This is a genomic window from Streptomyces sp. NPDC096324 (assembly GCF_044763015.1).
Taxonomy (GTDB): domain Bacteria; phylum Actinomycetota; class Actinomycetes; order Streptomycetales; family Streptomycetaceae; genus Streptomyces.
On sequence record NZ_JBIWFK010000003.1, the window covers coordinates 541,250 to 562,842 of the forward strand.

The following is a 21,593-nucleotide window of genomic DNA, read 5'->3' on the forward strand; positions in this document are numbered from 1 at the left end:
ATTGAGTGAGAGTTCGATAGGGAGGCTTGGTCAGCCCGAGGTCATGGTCATCCTCGATTGGCGTGATGGGCCACTCGAAGGGATCCTGAGGCGTCGGGGTGGAAATGTCGGTTGGTATTTCAAGTTGTTCGCGGAGCGACTTGAAACATCCGTTCTCGACGACAGGCTCTTCGCTCTATGGGAAATCCCTGATTCGGATAGCGCAACCCTCTGTGAAGAGTTCGGGGAGATAGGTCGAGGTGTGCAGGTTTGGCCAGTCACTGGTGGGCTCGGCTCGATCGAAGCGCGACGCATCGTTGACGGGATTCTGGCTGTTAAGCCGGGATTGCCGAATCTGATAGTCCGGACCACTGATTTCGCTGAGATACTCGGAGTTTGGGAAGTAGTGCCAGACTGATTGAGAGCGGCGGAATGTGAGAGGCCCCACCGGGATTTTATCTGGTGGGGCCTCTGGAGTTTGACGGCAACGTCAGCGGACGGGGTGCGCAGAGGGTTGAGTGTCGTCGGGTGAGGCTGATTAGCGGTCTCGGCAGGGGAGTGGAGCGTACGGCCGAGGAGGTCCATGGTTCATGCTGGATGTGCAGCCGGTCGCACGGCCTGCGCGGATTCCAGGGCCCTTCGACCTCGACACCCTCGAGTTCGCCGTAGAGCAGAGCGAGCATCCCAAGGCCGGCCAGGGGTCACGCGATCGGCAGGCCCGGCCCGGTTTGACCCCTCAAGCCGGGCCCCGTAACCTTGACCGTCGGCATGTCGAATGACCTGCCGCATCCCCGTAAACCTCTTCCTCCCGGTCGCCTCGGTTGCCGTGGTGGCTGGGAGAGGCTCGCCCGTGTTCGTTCCCGGGTGGCTGGACTGCGGGGTTCCGTTCCGAGCGAAAGAGAGATCCGCGTGTACGCCATCGTGCGCAGCGGTGGTCGCCAGCACAAGGTTGCTGTCGGCGACATCGTTGAGGTTGACAAGATTCCCACCGCCAAGGTTGGCGACACGGTCGAGCTCTCGACCCTGCTCGTTGTCGACGGCGAAGCCGTGACGAGCGACCCCTGGGTCCTCGCGGGCATCAAGGTCCAGGCCGAGATCGTGGACCACCACAAGGGCGTCAAGATCGACATCCTTCGCTACAAGAACAAGACCGGCTACCGCCGTCGTCAGGGCCACCGCCAGCAGTACACGGCGATCAAGGTCACTGAGATCCCCGCGGCTGCGAAGTAAGGGTAGGGACTGAGACATGGCACACAAGAAGGGCGCATCGTCCACTCGGAACGGTCGCGACTCCAACGCTCAGCGGCTCGGCGTGAAGCGCTTCGGCGGTCAGACCGTCAACGCCGGTGAGATCCTGGTCCGCCAGCGTGGCACCCACTTCCACCCCGGCGTCAGCGTCGGCCGTGGCAAGGACGACACGCTGTTCGCGCTGGCCGCCGGTGCGGTCGAGTTCGGCACGCACCGTGGCCGCAAGGTCGTGAACATCGTTCCGGTCGCCTGATCCAGTCCCATCGAGGCTGATCCGGTTCCACGCGGACCGGATCGAAGGCCTCGGGGCCCAGGCTCCGTAGAACCGAAGTTCTTCGCGAGGCGGACCTCACTTCCCCCACGGGAAGAGGGTCCGCCTTTCGCGTGTTACGTAAGAGACATTCCGTACGTACTGAGGTATCCGAAGTGCGTACGTATCGAAGTAACCGAAGTGCTGGAGGCACCCCACATGACCACCTTCGTGGACCGCGTCGATCTGCACGTCGCCGCGGGTAGCGGAGGTCACGGCTGTGCCTCCGTACACCGGGAGAAGTTCAAGCCGCTCGGCGGCCCGGACGGCGGCAACGGCGGCCGTGGCGGTGACGTGATCCTGGTCGTCGACCAGTCCGTCACCACGCTGCTCGACTATCACCACTCACCGCACCGCAAGGCGACCAGCGGCAAGCCCGGCGAGGGCGGCAACCGTTCCGGCAAGGACGGCCAGGACCTCGTCCTGCCCGTGCCGGACGGCACGGTCGTGCTCGACAACGCGGGCAACGTCCTCGCTGACCTCGTCGGCCAGGGCACCACGTACATCGCCGCCGAGGGCGGCCGCGGCGGCCTCGGCAACGCGGCGCTGTCCTCCGCCCGCCGCAAGGCGCCCGGCTTCGCGCTGCTCGGCGTGCCCGGAGGCATGCAGGACATCGTCCTGGAGCTGAAGACCGTCGCCGACGTGGCGCTCGTCGGCTACCCGAGCGCCGGCAAGTCCTCGCTCATCTCGGTCCTCTCCGCCGCCAAGCCGAAGATCGCGGACTACCCCTTCACGACCCTCGTCCCGAACCTGGGCGTGGTGACCGCGGGCGAGACCGTCTACACGATCGCGGACGTGCCCGGCCTCATCCCCGGCGCCAGCCAGGGCAAGGGCCTCGGCCTGGAGTTCCTGCGCCACGTGGAGCGGTGCAGCGTGCTCGTCCACATCCTGGACACGGCCACCCTCGAATCCGAGCGTGACCCGATCTCCGACCTCGACATCATCGAGGAGGAGCTCAAGCAGTACGGCGGTCTGGACAAGCGTCCGCGCATGGTCGTCCTCAACAAGATCGACGTACCGGACGGCAAGGACCTCGCGGAGATGGTCCGCCCGGACCTGGAAAGCCGCGGCTACCGCGTCTTCGAGGTGTCCGCGGTCGCTCACATGGGCCTCAGGGAGCTGTCCTTCGCACTCGCCGAGATGGTCGCCGCCGCGCGTGCCGCGAAGCCCAAGGAGGAGGCGACCCGCATCGTCATCCGCCCGAAGGCCGTCGACGACGCCGGCTTCACCGTGGTGCAGGAGGAGGACGGCCTCTTCCGCGTGCGCGGCGAGAAGCCGGAGCGCTGGGTCCGTCAGACCGACTTCAACAACGACGAGGCCGTCGGCTACCTCGCCGACCGCCTCAACCGTCTCGGTGTCGAGGCGCAGCTGATGAAGGTGGGCGCCCGCTCGGGCGACGGCGTCGCCATCGGACCCGAGGAGAACGCGGTCGTCTTCGACTGGGAGCCGACGGTCATGGCCGGTGCGGAGATGCTCGGCCGCCGTGGCGAGGACCACCGCCTCGAGGAGCCTCGCCCCGCCGCCCAGCGCCGCCGCGACAAGCAGGCCGAGCGGGACGAGTCGCAGAAGGAGTACGACGACTTCGAGCCGTTCTAGGCCGTCGACCGGCCCCGGCCGGGATCTGTGACGGGCGCGGAGAGGATCTTCCTCTCCGCGCCCGTTTCGCGTTCCCGGCCGGAGCCGACCGCCGGAGGCGACGTGCCCGACGTGCCCGACGTGCCCGACGTGCCCGACGTGCCCGGGTTCGCATGGGCGAGGGCGAGGGCGAGGGCGCGCACGCCGGCCGCCGTCGCGATCACCCAGCGCGTCAGCACCGTCAGCACCGTCAGGATCATCGGACGCCGGGACGCCGGGACGCCGGGACGCCGGGACGCCGGGACGCCGGGACGCCGGGAGTCATGACGGAGTCCGCTGAAGGGACGTCAGAGATTCTCGCTGTGGCGAGTCGTTGGTTGCTCGTGCATTTGTCATGCCTATGATGCGTTTTGTTCAAGAGGCGGGCCGCTGCGCAGTGTGAGCTTTTGGGTGTCCAAGAGGCAACCGACGCAAGGGAGTTCGCCGATGTCCGGAGCAGCCTCACGCGATCGACGCCACTTTCTCACCGCCTCGGCCGCCGTGCTCGGCGCCGCCGCCTCCACCCAGATCTGGCTGCCCGGCACCGCGCGTGCGGCCGAACCCCCCTTGCCCGAGAACGTGTTCAGCCTCGGTATCGCCTCCGGCGACCCGCTGCCGGACGCCGTCGTGCTGTGGACCCGGCTCGCTCCCGACCCGTTGCACGGCGGCGGCATGCCCCACCGCGTGGTACCGGTCGGCTGGGAGATCGCCGAGGACGCCCGGTTCCGCAAGCGGGTGCGCCGCGGCACCGCGCAGGCGCGTCCGGAGTACGGCCACAGCGTCCACGTCGACGTCCGCGGGCTGCGCCCGGACCGCCCCTACTGGTACCGCTTCCGCGCCGGCGGCCGCATCTCGCCGACCGGCCGGACCCGTACCGCGCCGCACCCCGACAGCGCGGGCGGCTCGCTGCGCGTCGCGCTCGCCTCCTGCCAGAACTGGCAGAACGGCTACTTCACCCCGTACGCCGACATGCTCGAACAGGACCCCGACGTCGTCCTGTTCGTCGGCGACTACGTCTACGAGTCCTCGCCGTCGGCGACGGCCGTGCGCCGGCACGAGGGCTCCGGGGAGCCGTACACCCTCGTCCAGTACCGCAACCGGTACGCCCAGTACCGCAGCGACCCGCACCTCGCGGCGATGCACGCGAACGCCCCCTGGGTGGTCACCTTCGACGACCACGAGGTCGACAACGACTTCGCCGGGCAGATCCCGCAGGACCCGGACAAGCAGACCCACGCCGCGTTCGTGGTCCGGCTGGCCGCCGCCTACCAGGCGTACTACGAGCACATGCCGGTCCGGGCCACCGCGATCCCGAACGGGCCGCACATCCGGATGTACCGGCGGCTGGACTTCGGACGCCTCGCCCGGCTGAACGTCCTCGACACCCGGCAGTTCCGCAGCGACCAGGCGACCGGCCAGGAGGGCGCCGAGAACCCCTCGCTCACCATGCTCGGCGCGGCGCAGAGGAAGTGGCTGCTCGGCGGCCTGCACCAGTCACCGGCCCGCTGGAACCTCGTCGCCTCGCAGATCATGATGGCCGAGACCGACCTCCAGGTCGGCGAGGGCAAGCTCTGGTACTACGACGCCTGGGACGGCTACCAGGCCGAACGCAACGCCCTCATGAAGGAGTTCGCGGGCATCCGCAACCCCGTCGTCCTCACCGGCGACCGGCACCTCACGATGGTCAGCGACCTCAAGGAGGACTTCGCCGACCCGGACTCCGACGTCGTCGGCGCCGAGTTCGTCGGGACCTCCATCTCCAGCGGCGGCGATCAGGACCAGGTGGCCTTCCACAAGCAGTGGGACCCGCGGATGCCGGACAATCCGCACTGGAAGTTCATCGACGCCCACCGCGGTTACCACCTCTTCGACATCCGACGGGACAGGATCGATGCCCAGGTGCGCGTCCCGGAGACGGTGCTGAAGCCGGACGCCGCCTCCAGCACCCGGGCCCGTCTGCGGGTCGACGCGGGGGAGCCGGGCGTACGGCTCGTGTGACGGACCGGGCGCGAGGCCCGTACGACGGAACAGCCGCCCTGGGACTCACCGGAGTCCCAGGGCATTCTCAGGTCGTGCTCAGCATCCGTCGTTAACGTCCCCTCACCATGGAGACCGACCGTTCGACACCTGCGACGGCACCCGTGAGCGGCGCGCCCCTGCCCGTCGGAACCCGGCTGCTGCACATCGGTCCGCACGCGCCCGGAACCGCCTCGGTCCAGGGCGCGCTGTTCGCCGCGAAGGACGCGATGGCCGCCCGGGGCGTCGACTTCCCCGCGCACGGCGGGCACCCGGTGGAAGCCGCCCTCGCGGTCTGCGGCCGGCCCGGGATGACGGGCGACGCCCGGCCGGACGAGCGGCACTGGCGGCGGCTCCTCGACGCGGTGCACGCCACCGGCGGCCGGACCTCGCTGATCAGCAGCGAGTTCTTCGCGGACGCCCCCGACGACGCGACCGTCGCGCGGATCGTCGACGACCTGGTCCGCGACCGCGACCGTGACGGCGACCGCGACCGCCTCCATGTCCTGGTCACGCTGAGCCCGCTGGCCACGATCATGCCCTCGCAGTGGCAGCAGTACGTCCAGAACGGGCTGCGCACGGGATACGAGGACTGGCTCGACCACATGCTGCGCAGGGCTCCGTACGAGAAGCCCACCCCGAGCTTCTGGCGGCGGCACCGGCACGACCGGCTCGTCGAGCGCTGGGTCCGGGTCGTGGGCGCCGGGAACGTCACGGTCGCGGTGGTCGACGATCGCGACCGCGGTGGCCTGACGCGCACGTTCGAGTCCCTGCTGGCGCTGCCTCGCGGTCTGCTGGCGGAGGTCCCGGACACCTCCCGTCGTTCCCTCACGTCGGCCGAGACCGAAATGCTGCGGATACTCAACAGGGAATTCCGCGGAAATGGACTTCCGGACGAGATCTATTCGAAACTCGTGCGCAACGGCGCCGTCCCACGGATGAGGAAATCCCGCCGCCCGTCGTCGGACGACATCGGGATCAGTACTCCGGTGTGGGCTCTGGAGGCAGCCGCGGTCATCGGTGAGGCGATGGCCGAACGGATCGGCGCCACGGGTGTACGGGTCCTGGGCGACCCGGCTCCGTTGTCCGCCGTGCCGCCGTCGTCGCCGCTCGGCCCCGCGCGGACCACGCCCCGGATCGACCCCGAGGCCGCCGCCCAGGCGCTGTACGGGGCGCTCGCCGTGGTCGCCGCGGAGTCCGTGCGTGCCACCACGATCCGATCGGTTCATCAGACGCCGTCGGGGGAACTCGTCCGTGTCCTGGGTCACCGGATGCTCAAGCGCATGAAGCGAAGGTGAGAATCGCGCGCGAGCCGTGTGCAGTTACTCACAGCAAATCCGGACAATTCGTCCGGGGTCCTCGAAGTAGCCTGCATGCAAGGTGAATAGCCGGTTGCGCGCACATATGCGGCAGGCGGCGCTCACCTTGCATGGCAGTAACCGTAGGTGGGACCATTCCCGGGTTCCCTGTCGTCCCAAGGTAGGTCACCTGTGTCTGAGCACATTGCCAAGCCCCGTACCACCGCAGTGATCCTGGCCGGCGGCACCGGTCAGCGGGTGGGTCTGTCGATTCCGAAGCAACTGCTGAAGATCGCCGGCAAGGCGGTCATCGAGCACACGCTGACCACCTTCGAACAGGCCGACTCGATCGACGACATCATCGTGCTCATGGCCCCCGGCTATGTGCCGGACGTCGAGAAGATCGTCGCGAAGGCGGGCTTCACCAAGGTGACCCGTGTCATCGAGGGCGGCTCGACGCGGAACGAGACGACCGAGCGTGCCATCGCCGCCCTCGGCGAGGGCCTGGCCGAGGGCGAGGACGCCAACGTCCTGTTCCACGACGCCGTGCGCCCGCTGCTGTCCGAGCGCGTCATAGACGACTGCGTCACGGCCCTGGAGCGCTACCAGGCCGTCGACGTCGCCATCCCGTCCGCGGACACGATCATCGTGACCCGCACCCACGGCGAGGACGGCGAGTTCATCACCGAGATCCCGGACCGCTCCCGGCTGCGCCGCGGCCAGACGCCCCAGGCGTTCAAGCTGTCCACCATCCGGCGCGCCTACCAGGTCGCGGCCGACGACCCCAACTTCCAGGCCACGGACGACTGCTCGGTCGTGCTCAAGTACCTGCCGGACGTGCCGATCCACGTCGTGGCGGGCGACGAGTACAACATGAAGGTCACCCAGCCCGTCGACGTCTTCATCGCCGACAAGCTGTTCCAGCTCGCCTCCACCACCGCGCCCGAGCAGGCCGACGAGGCCGCCTACCGCGAGCTGCTCACCGGCAAGACCCTCGTCGTCTTCGGCGGCTCGTACGGCATCGGCAAGGACATAGCCGAGCTCGCCGCGAGCTACGGCGCGAAGACGTACGCGCTCGGCCGCTCCACCACCGGCACGCACGTCGAGAACCCCGAGGAGGTCGACGACGCGCTCTCCACGGCGTACGCGGAGACCGGGCGCATCGACTACGTCATCAACACCGCGGGCGTGCTGCGCATCGGCAAACTGGCCGAGACGGACAACGCGACCATCGAGGAAGCACTGAAGGTCAACTACCTCGCCCCGGTGCAGATCGCCCGCTCCTCGTACAAGTACCTGGCCGAGAGCAAGGGCCAGCTCCTGCTCTACACCTCCAGCAGCTACACCCGTGGCCGTGCCGAGTACAGCCTCTACTCCTCCACCAAGGCCGCCATGGTGAACCTCACCCAGGCGCTGTCCGACGAGTGGGCCGGCGACGGTATCCGCGTCAACTGCATCAACCCCGAGCGCACCGCGACCCCCATGCGCACGAAGGCGTTCGGCCAGGAGCCCGCGGGCTCGCTGCTGTCCTCCGAGGCCGTCGCGCGGACCTCGCTGGACGTCCTGCTCTCCGAACTGACCGGTCACGTCATCGACGTCCGCCAGCAGGATCCGACGGCCGGCGCGGGCCGCGCCACCGGTTTCGAGGCGGCGCTGGCCAGTGTCCTGGACCGCCAGGACGGCGTGGCATAATCACAAAAGAATAGACTTTCGGAATTCAGGCCTTTGTGTCCACGTGTTCACCGCGTATTCACAAGGGCCTGAATCCGTAGAGTTCGCTTTTCGCTTTTAGTTCATATCGATACCAAAAGGACTTTTGGTATCAAACCGGCACTCACCCCTCAAGAGCAGGTTTCTCCGTGATTTCCACCGCTATTCGCGTTGCCCGGGTGGGCAGCGCGGCCGAGCTGGCAGCGGCGGCCCTCATGATGCTGGGCTTCCCCTGCCTGATGCTTGCCGCGCTCCTGCCGAACGTGGGCGCCTTCGCGGCCGCGGCCGCCGTGACGTACCTGGCGGACCACTATCTGCACCGGCGTGGCAGCTACCTGGTCAACCGCCTCAGCAAGGTGCGGGCCGGTCTGTCCATCAGGTTCCTGATCCGGCAGCTGCTGCTCGTCCTGCTCCTGGCGCGACTCGACCTGTCCGACAGCATGGTCTTCAACGCGGCCATCGCGTGCTTCCTGGCCTTCTACGGCTTCCAGGCACCGCACGCCGCGCTGGTCACGTTGATCGATCTGCGCCGCAAGATGCCCATCGCCGCCCGCAACGTCGACCTGGGCCCGCGTGTCCGCATCCCGGACGCGCCGCCGCGCCGGCTGCTCTCCCGGGCCACCGAGAAGATGCTCCACCTCGACCTGGCGGCCGTCGTCGGCCTCCTGGTCTCCGGGGCGACCGACGTCAAGGTCTACGGCTTCGCGGGCATCGCGGTGACGTTGCTCCTGGCCCTCGGCTACGTCGTGGCCATCGTCCCGTTCGTACGCGGCCGGAAGATCCCGCCGAACGCCAACAAGGTCCTCGCGGCCCTCGACGACTGGCTGCGCGCGTACCGTCCGGAGACGGTGCTCTACTTCTCGGGTTCCAAGGACTCCGCCTACCAGGTCAACATGTGGCTGGAGACGATGGAGCAGCTGGACACCCGGCCGCTGATCATCCTTCGCGAGCGGGCGATCCTGGAGTGCATGGCGCCCACCACGGTGCCGGTCATCTGCGTGCCCGGAGGGGTGCACCTGATGAACATGGACCTGTCGACCGTGCGGGTCGCGCTCTACGCGGCGAACGTCGGCAAGAACATCCACATGCTGCGCGTGCCCACCATCAAGCACGTCTTCATCGGCCACGGCGACAGTGACAAGCTCGCCAGCGTCAACCCGTTCAGCAAGGTCTACGACGAGGTGTGGACCGCGGGCCGCGCGGGCCGCGACCGTTACGCGATAGCCGACGTCGGCGTCCGTGACGACGACATCGTCGAGGTCGGCCGCCCGCAGCTGGCCCCGATCAAGACCTGGAAGGGTGTGCCCGAGGGCCGCATCCCGACCGTGCTGTACGCCCCCACCTGGGAGGGCTGGGACGACAACCCCGGCAACACCTCGATCCTGCTCGCGGGCGAGAACATCGTGCGCTCCCTGCTGGAGGCCGAGCCGCCGGTCCGCGTTCTCTACAAGCCGCACCCGTTCACCGGAACCCGCAGCGGGGCGGCGAAGGCCGCGCACCAGCGGATCACCGCGCTGGTCGAGGCCGCGGGCGCCGGGCGCGCCGCCAACCCGCAGTTCGCGCCCGACGTCGCCGGACAGGCGGCGGCGAAGGAGCAACTGGTCCGTGTCGAGGCCCGTATCGCGGTCCTGACCGGTTCCGGGGAGACGGGTGACGAGGCCGAGGCCACGCGCGACGGCCTCATCGACATGGCCCTGCACACCGAGGTCGCCCGGCTGCGTACCGAGTGGAACGACGCCTACTGGCGTTCTTTCGGCACCGCCGAGCACCGCGTCATCACGGGTGCCGAACCGCGCCTGTACGACTGCTTCAACGTCTCCGACGCGATGGTCTCGGACATCTCCAGTGTGGTCTCCGACTTCATCGCGAGCGGCAAGCCGTACGCCGTCACGGACTCCGCGGAGCTCGGTGCCGAGGAGTTCAAGCGCCAGAACACCGCGGTGCGCGGCGCCGTGATCCTGTCCAATTCCGCCGCGGAGCTCGGCGAGTTGCTCGAAGCGGTGATCGACCCGGCCGCGGACGCGCAGGCCACCGGCCGCCAGGAGCTCAAGCGCTACCTGCTCGGACCGGACGAGCCGGCCTCGATCGACCAGTTCAACTCCGCGGTCCGGGAGCTGGCGCGGCAGGCCGAGCGGCGCAACCTCGGCCAGAAGAACGGCACTTCCGCCGCCGCGGTGAACCTCGCGGCCGCGCTGCCCGGCCAGCGGGTGACCGGCGAGACGGACGGAGCCGCGGTCACCGGTTGATCCGGTCCGCACGCACCAGCGGGCATGGCCCCGGGGAGGAATCCCCGGGGCCATGCCCGTTTCTTGCGCGTACCACCATTCTTCTCCGCCTCTTCGCGACTGAGCCACCCACCGTTTCCTGTGATCTGAGTCACGGAATGAGTTGGCGGGGGCAACCGTATTGCCCTTCCAACCGTCTTCTAGGCAGCGATTGAGGTAATAGCGGGAAATGTTCTTGTAACACTTTCCGAGCAAGGGGGGAACGTGTCGCAGCCTGATGTCTCGATCATCATCGGCGCGTACGAAGCGATGCCGTATTTGGTCAAGTGCCTGGAATCCGTGGAGAACCAGACGCTCGGCCCCGAACGCATCGAGGTCATCGCCGTCGACGACGGATCCACGGACGGCACGGGGGAGTATCTGGAGGAGTTCGCCGAGCGGGCGGCCATGTCCGTGACGGTCGTCCGGCAGGCCAACTCGGGCGGCCCCAGCGGTCCGCGCAACGTCGGCCTAGGCAAGGCGCGGGGGCGCTACGTCTTCTTCCTCGACGCCGACGACTACTTCGGCGCCGAAGCCCTGGAGCGCATGGTCGCCATGGCCGACGAACAGGGCACGGACGTCGTGCTCGGCAAGGTCGTCGGGGTCAACAGGACGGCTCCCAAATCGATGTGGGGCAAGAACCAGCCCCGTACCGACGTCTTCTCCTCGAACATCAAGTTCACGCTCAGCGCGCAGAAGCTCTTCCGCCGTGACTTACTGACTCGGCACGGGATGGTCTTCGACGAGTCGCTGAAGACCGGCGAGGACGCGCTGTTCACGATGGAGGCCTATCTCCGCGCCGACGGCGTCTCCGTGGTCGCCGACCACGACTGCTACCACCTGGTCGGCCGTGACGACGGCAAGCACGTGACCAAGAGCGGCAGTTACACCCTGCGCTTCGACTCGGCCCGCGCCCTGATGGGCCTGATAGCCGAGCTGGTACCCGCCGGGCCGCGCCGCGACAGCCTGATGGTCCGACCGTTCCTGATCACGCTGCTCCCGCAGTTCGGCCCGGTCCTGCTGAAGCAGACCGACGAGCAGTGGCGTCACAAACTCGACCTGGCCAAGCCGCTGATGGACGCCCACTGGGGCGAGGGCGTCGCCGCCCGGCTCAAGGTCAACGAGCGGCTGCGACTGCATCTGGTGGCTCAGGGCCGGGGCGATCTCCTCCGGGACGTGGTGGAGTTCGTCAAGGCGAAGAAGGCTCCCACGATGGTGCTGGACTCCCGTGGCCGCAAGGCCTACCTCGCCTACCCGCACTTCCGGGACCCGGCCGCCGGCATCCCGGACAGTTGCTACCTCCCGACGACCCGGGAAACGGCCACCATCGAGGGCTTCAAGCCTGGTCCGGCGCGATTCCCGCGGCTGCGCCGGGTGGCCCGGCGGGTGCTCGGGCCACGGGCCCGTCGGATGCTCGGGACATGGCGTTGGGCAGCCTGAGCCCCTGAGGTACCTCCGGGCGTCCGTCGCGAAGACGGCCGCCCGGAGAGTGCCCTCCTGTCTACTGACGGCCCGACTGCAACGCCTTGCGCAAGGGCCGGCCCACCGCGCGGCGTGCCAGCCGGTAGACCGAGCGTCCGGGCGCGGCCACCGGCTGCGGGACGGGCTTGGACGCCTTGGGTGCCTTCGTCAGCTCCCGCTTCAGACGGACGTTCTCCGTGGACAGTTCGGTGAGACGGCTCTGGAGCCAGCCGAAGCGCGTGGTCAGGGAGGCGATGTCGGCGTCGTTCCAGGGACGGGCGCCGGGCGGGAAGGTGAGGGAGCGGACGCGTTCCTCGTGGGCCGCACCCCCGTCGCCGTGCGTGAAGGTGTTCTCCAGGCCGTTGCGGGTCAGGAACCCGGTGAAACGCTCGAAGCGCTCCTGGTGTCCGCGGAGCAGCGGGCCGAAGTCGGCCTCCGCGTACAGCTCGGCCGGGTCGAGGTCCGCGGGCAGCTTGGTGATCGGCCGGTGCGGGATGTCGAAGTAACGGCACAGTTCCAGCGTGCGGGAGTCGCCGCACAGCACCGTCGCGGGGGTGCCGGCGAGCAGCGCCGCGATGTTCCCGTGGATGCGGGAGCCGAAGGAGAAGTCGAACTCGCGCAGATCGTCGATCCAGGTGACGGGATCGACGTAGACGCGGACCTTGTCCTCCCGGTACATCGGGTGGTCCGGATGCGTGGGCATCGCGGTCACCTTGCCGTTCGGATCCGACAGGTCGCGCCAGTGCAGTTGCCGTGCGTCGGACAGGTTCTGGCCTATGAAGCGCAGGTGCGGGTAGCGCGCGTGGGCGTTCCTGACGATCGGGTCGAGGCCCTGATTCCGCATCGCGCTGTGCGAACCGTTGACCGCGATCCGGGACTCGGGCCCGAGCGCGTCCGCCCGCTTCTGCACGTCGAGTCGGTCGCCGTACATGAACAGGGAGGGGCAGCCGATGACCTCGACGTCGTTGAACCCCATGTCCCGCAGATACTTCTCGGTGAACTCGCCCCGCACCCCGATGGACGCGCTGTGGTCGAGCACCGCGGAGACGAACTCCCGCACGGCGGGCTCGATCGCCTTCAGCCGCGCGGGGTCGTAGTTCAGGCCGGTCTGCGCGCCGACGCCCGGGATGATCACCGGGATCTTCAGCTTGCCGATGAGCCGGGTCAACCGCCTGAGCGGGACCTCGAACGAGGGCCGGAACGCGTTGGCCAGCGGGATGACGAAGGCGTCGAACTCCTCGTTGATGCGGCCTGCCGCGGCTACGTCGGTGCGCATGCCGTTGGAGACCACCTCGGTGCGAGGTGTTTCGAGGATCTTGTGCGCGGCGTCGCTGAAGATCAGATTGCCCGCGTTGGTCGCGATGACGTCCTGGTGGAGGGCTTGCTCCATGGAGACGACGTCGTACGGGCTTTTTCCGGACCTCAGGAGGATGCGCTTCACGGGGGGAACAGTAGATGACACAAGGTTCAAGTTAACTTTGCATGGTCTTTTATTTCTATGTGGAACCCGTACAACCTTTTCACCGTACGCACCTCGTGATCGTGCGACTACGCAGCAGCGTCCGCCTGCTGGAACGACCGGTCGGCCTCTTCCCCCTTCGCGTAGATTGCGGGGTGGGGCACCGGGACCGACGCGAGGGGACACACCGCAGGTGGCAGCGGCAAGGCAGACGGAGACGCACGCCGACAGGGACGCTGTGGCGCGGGCCCACAGGATCATCGTCAAGGTGGGCTCCTCCTCGCTCACCACCGCCTCCGGCGGCCTCGACGCGGACCGGGTCGACGCCCTCGTGGACGTCCTCGCCAAGGCGCGTGACGGAGGCGAGAAGGAGATCGTCCTCGTCTCCTCCGGCGCCATCGCCGCGGGCCTCGCGCCGCTCGGACTGCGCCGCCGACCCAAGGACCTCGCCCGCCAGCAGGCGGCGGCCAGTGTCGGCCAGGGCCTCCTGATGGCCCGCTACACCGCCTCCTTCGCGCGCTACGGCATCCGCGTCGGGCAGGTGCTCCTCACCTCCGACGACACCAGCAGGCGCGCCCACCACCGCAACGCCTCGCGCACCCTGGACGAGCTCCTCGCGATGGGCGCCCTTCCGGTCGTCAACGAGAACGACACGGTGGCCACGGACGAGATCCGCTTCGGCGACAACGACCGCCTCGCCGCCCTCGTCGCCCACCTCGTACGCGCCGACCTCCTGATCCTGCTCTCCGACGTGGACGGGGTCTACGACGGCGACCCCGGCAGGCCCGGCACCTCGCGGATCGCCCAGGTGCGCGAGCCCGCCGACCTCGCCGGCATCGAGATCGGCAGCGCGGGCAAGGCGGGCGTCGGCACCGGCGGCATGGTCACCAAGGTCGAGGCCGCCAGGATCGCCGCCGCGGCCGGCATCCCGGTGGTGCTCACCAGCGCCGTCCACGCCGCCGACGCCTTCGCGGGCCGGGACACCGGCACCTTCTTCCACGCCACCGGCAAGCGGTCGGCCGACCGGCTGCTGTGGCTCCAGCACGCCTCCACCCCGCAGGGCGCGCTCACCCTGGACGACGGCGCCGTGCGCGCGGTCGTCGAGCGGCGCACCTCGCTGCTGCCCGCGGGCATCGCGGGCGTCGAGGGCGAGTTCACCGCGGGCGACCCGGTCGAGCTGCGCGACGGCACGGGCCGGGCCGTCGCACGGGGGCTGGTGAACTTCGACGCCAAGGAGATCCCCCAGCTCATCGGCCGCTCCACCCGGGAGCTGGCGCGCGAACTGGGCCCCGCGTACGAGCGCGAGGTCGTGCACCGCGACGACCTCGTCCTGCTGAACCCGTAGCCCGCCGCACCCGTGGAACGCGCGTCCTGCCGGGCACGCTCGTGAGACACGCGTCCCGGCCGGTGGATGTCACGGCGGCCCCATCCGCCCGGCCCCGGTACCGGCGTCCCAGGCGTCTCGCCGAAACAGCTGTCCACTACATCCGTAAATGGCCGAATCCCCCGCCCCCACCGGTGGACGTTCCGTAAAACCGCCACACGGCGGCTTCTCACCTGCTCAACTTTGTGGCAGGGAGAGTCCGGGATTCGGTACGACCATCGGGTAAAGGAGGCCGTCGTGAGACGAGTGCGCCCTGGGGTGGCGGCGTCCCGCGGTGGTACCGCCTCCCGCGCGCTGGGCGAGGAGCGGGCCCTGACCAGTGTCGCCGCCGGCGACACCTACAGCGGGGAGCAGCCCGCCGACCAGCCCCGGCTCTGGCACGTCACGCTGAGCGTGTCCGGCGGCGAGGCCCCGCTGACCGAGGTGCGACGCGGTCTGGAACAGCTCGCCCACGACCACCCCTTCCTGCTGACCAGCCGGTACGCCAACGACCACGCGGAGATCCGCTACTGGGAGGAGGCCCGCGACCTGCACGACGCGGCGGCCGTCGCGCTGCGCCTGTGGGGCGAGCACCGCCAGACCGCCCAACTCCCGCCCTGGGAGATCGTCGGCCTGGAGGTCATCGACCGCGAGACCTACCACCAGCGGATCGCCGAGGGGTACGGACCGCTGCCCGCGACCCCTGTCGGGGTTCATCCCTTTTGAGCCCGTCTCGCCGAATGGGACGACCGCCGGACCGCCCCACCGGGCGCACTACCCTTCCCCCATGACCACGCTCTCGCCGTACGACTCCATGTCCCCGGTGGCCCAGGCCGCCTATCGCGCGAAGTCCGCCGCCGCCGACCTGGCGCCTCTGCCGCGGGCCGAGAAGGACGACGCGCTGCTCGCGATCGCGGACGCGCTGGAAGTCCGTACGAGCGAAATCGTCGCCGCCAACGCCAAGGACATCGCCAAGGCCCGCGAGGCCGGGACCAGCGAGAGCATCATCGACCGGCTCACGCTCACCCCCGAGCGCGTGCGCGCGATCGCCTCCGACGTCCGCGACGTCGTGGCACTGCCCGACCCGGTCGGCGAGGTCGTCCGCGGCTCCACCCTTCCGAACGGCATCGACCTGCGCCAGGTCCGCGTCCCGCTCGGCGTCGTCGGCATCATCTACGAGGCCCGCCCGAACGTGACCGTCGACGCGGCCGCCCTCTGCCTGAAGTCCGGCAACGCGGTCCTGCTGCGCGGTTCGTCCTCCGCCTACGAGTCGAACACGGCCCTCGTCCGGGTCCTGCGCGACGCCGTGGGCGGCGCCGGACTGCCCGCCGACGCCATCCAGCTCGTCCCCGGGGAGGGCCGGGAGTCGGTCCGTGAGCTGATGCGCGCCCGCGGCCTGGTCGACGTCCTCATCCCGCGCGGCGGCGCCTCCCTGATCCGCACGGTCGTCCAGGAGTCCACCGTCCCGGTCATCGAGACAGGCACCGGCAACTGCCACGTGTACGTCGACGCCCAGGCCGACCTCGACATGGCCGTCGACATCCTGATCAACTCCAAGGCCCAGCGGCCCAGCGTCTGCAACGCCGCCGAGACGCTCCTGGTCCACCAGGACATCGCCGCCGCCTTCCTGCCGCGCGCCCTGGACGCCCTCGCGGACGCCGGGGTCACCGTGCACGCCGACGAGCGGGTCCTCGCCTTCGCCAAGGACTCCAAGGCCACCGTCGTCGAGGCCACGGCCGAGGACTGGGACACCGAGTACCTCTCCTACGACATCGCGGCGGCCGTCGTCGACTCGCTCGACAAGGCCGTGTCGCACATCCGGCTGTGGAGTTCCGGCCACACCGAGGCCATCGTCACCACCTCGCAGCAGGCCGCCCGCCGCTTCACCCAGCTAGTCGACTCCACGACCGTCGCCGTGAACGCCTCGACGCGCTTCACCGACGGCGGCCAGTTCGGCTTCGGCGCCGAGATCGGCATCTCCACGCAGAAGCTCCACGCGCGCGGCCCGATGGGACTGCCGGAGCTGACGAGCACCAAGTACATCGTCACGGGCGACGGCCACATCCGCCGCTGAGACCCGGGTGGGGCCCCGGGCCCCACCCGCAGCCCCCGGACCCGGAAGCGGCCCCGCACGGCCGTACGGGCCCCGTCCCGGCCCGGAGAGCGCCGGGGCGCACGGGTGGCGCGGTGCCGGGCGCCGGGGCGCGCGGTGGACGGTTCACGGCCCGCGGTCCACTGAGGCGCCGCCCCTCCTGCGGACGAATTTCCGTACCGTCTGCCCAAATTGACCCCTCAGGTCTACTCTGGATCCGTGCCGGAGGACGTGGGGGGCACGCCGTTCCCTGACGGCTGGGAGCCCGACGACGACCACGACCGCGGGGGCGCGGACGAAGAGTTCGCCTCCGTGGTCTTCGACGAGGACTTCGTACGGGCGGCGGCGTTCCACGAGCCGACCGCCGTGGAGCGGCTGCTCGCGGCGGCCCAGGCCCGCGCGGAGGCCTCCGAGGCCGAGGCGCGCCGCACGCACGCCCGCGGCGCCCGAGGCGACGACGAGCGCTACGAGGACGGCTTCGGCCCCGACGGCTACGGCGACTTCGCGCACGATCCCGACCTGGACGACCCGGACGACTCCGAGGTCCTGGAGGGCCGCCGCGGCTTCCCGGGACCGTACGGCCGGCCCTACGGCAAGCAGACCCGCTGGCACCGTCCCGTCGCCTGGCTCCTCGCCCTCGTCATGGGCGTCGGCATGGTCGCCCTCGCCTTCACGGCCGTCTACCGAGGCGCTTCCTCCTCCGGCAGCCGGGACCAGATCCCCTCACCCGCCTCCTCCGGCCTCGAACAGGGCCGGGAGAAGCTCACAGGACCGGGCCCGGCCGCCTCGGTCGGCCCTCCCCGGCCGACGGTGTCCGCGGTGCCGCGGACACCCTGACACCGGTCCCGCCGCCGGAGCGCCGACGTCCGTCGCACAGCGTGACGGTCATGGTGGGAACCTGTCAGAACTTGTCGCGCACCACAGCGTTTACCGGAGCCCCGGGAGACCTACTCTGAAGGTATGGGCGGGCCTGGAGACCCACCTGAGGGGACACCCGAGGGTGCTCCCGTCGGTGGCGAGGACGAGTACCGATCCGTCGTCTTCGACGAGTCGTTCGTCCGCGCTGCCCGCCTCCAGGAGTTCTCCGCACAGGAACGCATGGCCGACCACAGCCCGGCCGTACGCCGCCGCGCGCCCCTTCATCGCGGACTGTCCCGGCAGGCGCTGATCCTCGTCCTGCTGATAGCCATGGCCTTCGGCACCGCGATCTACATGGGCGTACGCCACCCGTACCCGACGACCCCCGCCACCCGGTCGGCCGAACCGCTGCGCATGACGGTGATCCCGCTCGCCCCCCGGACCGCCGTCCCCGGCTCGGCCAGTGCCGACGCGCTGTACACGGGCAGCCCCGCCGCCCAGTTCCGTACCGGGGCCGACGGCATCACCCTGCCCGCCGTCCGGCGCACCGCGCACTTCTCCGACAGTCAGGTCGTCACCGCCCTGACCACCGCAAAGGACTACCTCGTCGAGTCGTCCCTCGACCCGAGCGTCCTGACCGGGGGCGCCACCCGGCCCGTACGGATCCTGCTCGACCCGCGGCAGCTCGACCAGTTCGACCGGAGCTTCGAGCACCCGGCCGCCGACGGAAGGCACGCCCCGACCGGCTGGCTGATCCGCTTCGACGCGACCCGGACGCGGCTCGCCGACAAGGGGATCCGGGTGCAGGGCACCCTCCAGGCGGCCGAGACCGACGCGAACACCCTGGAGGTCGTCGCCGACCACACCTTCGTCTACGCGCTGAAGCCGGCCGGCGCGAGTGCCCAGGCCAAGGCCTCCCTGTTCACCGTCCGGCGCGAGCTGACCTTCCGCTTCGACCGTGACGACCTGCGGATGCACCAGGCCGAACTGACGGTGTCCTACGTCCAGGCCGGACCGCTGTCCTGCTCCGACGACTCGGTGAGCCGGCTGCGGCCGCTGCTCGCGGGGGAGACGGCCAAGGCGGGCGGCCCGGCCGGTACCGACCCGTACGCCACCGGCAGCGCCACGGCCGTCTGCGGTTCGCTGGCCGGGAGCGCGCAGCCGAAGCTGTAGCCGGACCGCCGGATGCCGCCGCCCGGCTGGGGGCGGCGGCACCCGGCGGCCTGAGACTGTCCGGTGATCCTGGGCCGTCCGGTGGTGGGCGGCGCGATCCGGCGATCGGGTGGTGTGGCGTCCGGCCGTCCGGTGGTGTCCGGCGTGCCCCGGTGTGGGGCGGTCAGTCCCGGCTGTCGGTGCCCTTGTCCTCGGGGCCGTCCTCACGCGGCGTCTGCCCGGCGCCGTCGGCCCCCGCGTCCCCGGTGTCCCCGCCGGCCGCGCCGTCCTTGGGGCTGCCGCCCGGTGTGCCGCCCGCGAAGCCGCCGAAGCCGCGCCGCACCCGGCCCCCGAGGTCGCCCGCGCCGCCCGCGATGTCGCTGACCAGCTTCATCAGCGGGTCCTTGGAGTTCTTCACGTCGCTGGCGTAGCTGGCCGCCGACTGCCGGAAGGAGTCCGACACCGAGGTGTCCTTGTCCGCGTCGCGCCGCGGGTAGTGGCCGTCCATGATCCGCTGGTGGTCGCGGGACTCCGCCCACTTCTTCAGCTCGGCCGCGCGGACCGCGGTGAAGGGGTGCGTGCGCGGCAGCACGTTCAGGATCTTGAGCACGGAGTCCCGCAGGTCGCCCGCCGACTCGTACTCCTCGGCCTGCGCCAGGAACGCGTCCACGTTCATCTCGTGCAGATGGTTGCCGCCCGCGATCTTCATCAGGCCGCGCATCGAGGCCCGCAGGTCCTGGCCGACCAGCAGCCCGGCCCGGTCCGCGGACAGCTCCGACTTGCGGAACCACTCGCGCAGCGCGGTCACGATCGCCATGATCGCGAGGTTCCCCAGCGGGATCCAGGCGACCCGGACCGCGAGGTTGGTCAGGAACAGCAGGATCGTGCGGTAGACGGCGTGCCCGGACAGCGCGTGGCCGACCTCGTGGCCGATGACCGACCGCATCTCCTCCTCGTCGAGGAGCTCGACGAGCCCGGTGGTCACCACGATGATCGGGTCGTCCAGGCCGATGCACATCGCGTTGGGCTGCGGGTCCTGGTTCACGTACATCGGCGGGACCTTCTCCAGGTCCAGGATGTAACAGGCGTCCCGCAGCATGTCGTTGAGGTGCGCGAACTGGGCGTCCGAGACGCGCACCGAGTCGGACAGGAAGAGCAGCCGCAGACTGCGCTCGGGCAGCAGGCCGCTCAGTGCCTTGAAGACCGTGTCGAAACCGCTGAGCTTGCGCAGGGCCACCAGGGCCGAGCGGTCCGCCGGGTGCTCGTAGGCCCGGGACGAGATCCCCTCGAAGCGCCTGCGCTGCCTGCTCGGCACGTTCTCGTGCCCGTTCCGCTCGTGGTCGCCGTCGGACATGTGTTCCCCCATGTGCGTCTGATTGCCCTCTGTGCCCCCAAGGCAGAGCCCAGCCTAGGCGGAGATACCGTTGACGGGCAGTACAGAGAAGGAGTCGTACGACATGGAGCACATCCCCGCAGCCACGTGGCTCACGGAAGCCGCCGCGGCGGCAGACAAGCAGGGTCCGGGCAATCTGCTCCGCGTCGTGCTGGTCGTCATGGTCATCGGCGTGGTCTTCGCAGCCTGGTTCCTGCTGCGCGGCTACAAGCGCGACGACTGACGCCCGACGACCGGTGGGCGCTGCCGCCGGGGGACGGACGGCCGGAGCGGGACACCGGTGGCCGGAGCGGGAGACCGGCGACCGGGTGGCCTCCCCAACGGCGGAGTCGGCGTGTTCGCTGTGTGGGCGCCCGCATACGATGGGCCGACATCTTTATCCCGCACACACTGGATAGGTCCTGCCGAGATGAGCTTCCAGCACACCGCCGCACAGATGGTCACCGTCGTCGCCGAGGGCGAGAACGGGGGCAACCACGAGAGCCTCAGCCCGTACCTGACCGGCGGCGGGGCCCTGTTCATCCTGCTTCTGCTGCTGTGGATCACCACGCGCTTCAACCGCGACCGCTGAGCCCCGCGGGCCCGCTCGGGGCCCCTGTCGGCCGGAGCCCGTCGACCGGGCCGGTAGGGTCTGCACGCATGGGACAGCAGGACATGCCTACCGGTCCGGCGAGTGACACGGAGAGCGGCGCCGTCGGCGACGCCTCGGGCGGCGCGGGCGCGGTGGCCGGCGGTGCGGCGAAGCGCCCCGTGACCGGCCCCGGCAACGGCCCCTCGAGTCCGGGCAAGCGCAGGCTCGGCGTCATGGGCGGCACCTTCGACCCGATCCACCACGGGCACCTGGTCGCGGCCAGTGAGGTCGCCGCGCAGTTCCACCTCGACGAGGTGGTGTTCGTGCCGACCGGGCAGCCGTGGCAGAAGACCGACCGCGCGGTCACCCCGGCCGAGGACCGCTATCTGATGACGGTCATCGCGACCGCCGAGAACCCCCAGTTCTCGGTCAGCCGGATCGACATCGACCGCGGCGGTCCGACCTACACGACGGACACCCTGCGCGACCTGCGCGCGCTCAACCCCGACGCCGATCTCTTCTTCATCACCGGCGCGGACGCGCTCGGCCAGATCCTCACCTGGCGCTACACGGAAGAACTGTTCTCCCTCGCGCACTTCATCGGGGTCACCCGGCCCGGTCACACCCTGACCGACCCGGGACTCCCGGAGGGCGGTGTCTCGCTGGTCGAGGTTCCCGCGCTCGCCATCTCGTCCACAGACTGCCGTGCGAGAGTCGCCAAGGGCGACCCCGTCTGGTACCTGGTGCCGGACGGTGTGGTGCGCTACATCGACAAGCGTGAGCTGTACCGCGGCCAGTGAGCCGA

The 21,593-nt window shown here is 69.8% G+C and carries 20 protein-coding genes; 17 read left to right on the top strand and 3 right to left on the bottom strand.

Translation table 11 applies throughout. The annotated features are described in order from the left end of the window. The first annotated feature begins 1 nt into the window (after position 1). From ACIQ7M_RS09720 to obgE, 4 genes are all read left to right on the top strand, one after another. Positions 2–397 (top strand): hypothetical protein, encoded by a 396-nt coding sequence (locus tag ACIQ7M_RS09720; RefSeq protein ID WP_403641814.1) that lies wholly within the window; start codon positions 2–4, stop codon positions 395–397. A 491-nt stretch (positions 398–888) separates the two neighbouring features. Further along, positions 889–1,209, top strand: a complete 321-nt coding sequence (gene rplU, locus ACIQ7M_RS09725) for a 50S ribosomal protein L21 (RefSeq protein ID WP_164320786.1) — start codon at positions 889–891, stop codon at positions 1,207–1,209. A 16-nt stretch (positions 1,210–1,225) separates the two neighbouring features. Continuing rightward, positions 1,226–1,480, top strand: a complete 255-nt coding sequence (gene rpmA / locus ACIQ7M_RS09730; RefSeq protein ID WP_037618784.1) for a 50S ribosomal protein L27 — start codon at positions 1,226–1,228, stop codon at positions 1,478–1,480. Positions 1,481–1,696: 216 nt separating this feature from the next. Beyond that, positions 1,697–3,133, top strand: a complete 1,437-nt coding sequence (obgE, locus tag ACIQ7M_RS09735) for a GTPase ObgE (RefSeq protein WP_386985427.1) — start codon at positions 1,697–1,699, stop codon at positions 3,131–3,133. Here obgE and ACIQ7M_RS09740 read toward each other — a convergent pair. Beyond that, complete coding sequence (locus ACIQ7M_RS09740) at positions 3,130–3,360, bottom strand: hypothetical protein (protein WP_403641817.1); 231 nt, start codon at positions 3,358–3,360, stop codon at positions 3,130–3,132. The genes obgE and ACIQ7M_RS09740 overlap by 4 nt on opposite strands. A gap of 238 nt (positions 3,361–3,598) precedes the next feature. Between ACIQ7M_RS09740 and ACIQ7M_RS09745 the strand changes: the two genes are divergently transcribed. From ACIQ7M_RS09745 to ACIQ7M_RS09765, 5 genes are all read left to right on the top strand, one after another. Further along, entirely contained in the window at positions 3,599–5,149 is a 1,551-nt protein-coding gene (locus tag ACIQ7M_RS09745; RefSeq protein ID WP_403641820.1) for an alkaline phosphatase D family protein, read from the top strand. A gap of 107 nt (positions 5,150–5,256) precedes the next feature. Beyond that, on the top strand, positions 5,257–6,465 hold the full coding sequence (locus ACIQ7M_RS09750) for a hypothetical protein (protein WP_403641823.1): 1,209 nt from the start codon (positions 5,257–5,259) through the stop codon (positions 6,463–6,465). Between the two features lie 192 nt (positions 6,466–6,657). After that, the gene (locus ACIQ7M_RS09755) at positions 6,658–8,157 is read left to right on the top strand and encodes a bifunctional cytidylyltransferase/SDR family oxidoreductase (protein ID WP_355771240.1); all 1,500 of its coding nucleotides are present in this window, start codon (positions 6,658–6,660) and stop codon (positions 8,155–8,157) included. Positions 8,158–8,324: 167 nt separating this feature from the next. Then, positions 8,325–10,421, top strand: a complete 2,097-nt coding sequence (locus ACIQ7M_RS09760; RefSeq protein WP_403641826.1) for a hypothetical protein — start codon at positions 8,325–8,327, stop codon at positions 10,419–10,421. A 288-nt stretch (positions 10,422–10,709) separates the two neighbouring features. Then, positions 10,710–11,879 carry a glycosyltransferase family 2 protein gene (locus ACIQ7M_RS09765; protein ID WP_389839702.1) on the top strand — a complete coding sequence of 390 codons (1,170 nt, stop codon included), beginning with the start codon at positions 10,710–10,712 and terminating at the stop codon, positions 11,877–11,879. A 61-nt stretch (positions 11,880–11,940) separates the two neighbouring features. On the opposite strand, the gene ACIQ7M_RS09770 is transcribed toward ACIQ7M_RS09765, so the two are convergent. Then, positions 11,941–13,290, bottom strand: coding sequence for a polysaccharide pyruvyl transferase family protein (locus tag ACIQ7M_RS09770; RefSeq protein WP_403641829.1), 1,350 nt, complete (start codon positions 13,288–13,290; stop codon positions 11,941–11,943). A 307-nt stretch (positions 13,291–13,597) separates the two neighbouring features. Here ACIQ7M_RS09770 and proB point away from each other — a divergent pair, with 307 nt between their 5' ends. The 5 genes from proB (at position 13,598) to ACIQ7M_RS09795 (ending at position 18,845) form a co-directional block, all read left to right on the top strand. After that, positions 13,598–14,704 carry a glutamate 5-kinase gene (proB, locus tag ACIQ7M_RS09775; protein ID WP_355771260.1) on the top strand — a complete coding sequence of 369 codons (1,107 nt, stop codon included), beginning with the start codon at positions 13,598–13,600 and terminating at the stop codon, positions 14,702–14,704. 285 nt (positions 14,705–14,989) lie between these two features. Then, a complete protein-coding gene (locus ACIQ7M_RS09780) occupies positions 14,990–15,448 on the top strand; it encodes a hypothetical protein (RefSeq protein WP_389839706.1) in 459 nt (152 codons plus the stop codon). A 61-nt stretch (positions 15,449–15,509) separates the two neighbouring features. Next, entirely contained in the window at positions 15,510–16,796 is a 1,287-nt protein-coding gene (locus ACIQ7M_RS09785; RefSeq protein ID WP_355771252.1) for a glutamate-5-semialdehyde dehydrogenase, read from the top strand. Between the two features lie 210 nt (positions 16,797–17,006). After that, complete coding sequence (locus ACIQ7M_RS09790) at positions 17,007–17,651, top strand: hypothetical protein (RefSeq protein ID WP_403641832.1); 645 nt, start codon at positions 17,007–17,009, stop codon at positions 17,649–17,651. Between the two features lie 123 nt (positions 17,652–17,774). Next, complete coding sequence (locus tag ACIQ7M_RS09795) at positions 17,775–18,845, top strand: hypothetical protein (RefSeq protein ID WP_403641835.1); 1,071 nt, start codon at positions 17,775–17,777, stop codon at positions 18,843–18,845. Between the two features lie 163 nt (positions 18,846–19,008). Here the strand turns inward: ACIQ7M_RS09795 and ACIQ7M_RS09800 are convergent, their stop codons facing one another. Further along, on the bottom strand, positions 19,009–20,178 hold the full coding sequence (locus tag ACIQ7M_RS09800) for a M48 family metallopeptidase (protein WP_403641838.1): 1,170 nt from the start codon (positions 20,176–20,178) through the stop codon (positions 19,009–19,011). Between the two features lie 70 nt (positions 20,179–20,248). On the opposite strand from ACIQ7M_RS09800, the gene ACIQ7M_RS09805 reads away from it, so the two are divergent. From ACIQ7M_RS09805 to nadD, 3 genes are all read left to right on the top strand, one after another. Then, positions 20,249–20,440: a hypothetical protein gene (locus tag ACIQ7M_RS09805; RefSeq protein ID WP_403642250.1), complete on the top strand. Its 192-nt coding sequence runs from the start codon at positions 20,249–20,251 to the stop codon at positions 20,438–20,440. A gap of 186 nt (positions 20,441–20,626) precedes the next feature. Beyond that, entirely contained in the window at positions 20,627–20,788 is a 162-nt protein-coding gene (locus ACIQ7M_RS09810; protein WP_355774590.1) for a hypothetical protein, read from the top strand. A gap of 68 nt (positions 20,789–20,856) precedes the next feature. Beyond that, positions 20,857–21,588, top strand: coding sequence for a nicotinate-nucleotide adenylyltransferase (gene nadD, locus ACIQ7M_RS09815; protein WP_386977403.1), 732 nt, complete (start codon positions 20,857–20,859; stop codon positions 21,586–21,588). Positions 21,589–21,593: the final 5 nt, after the last annotated feature.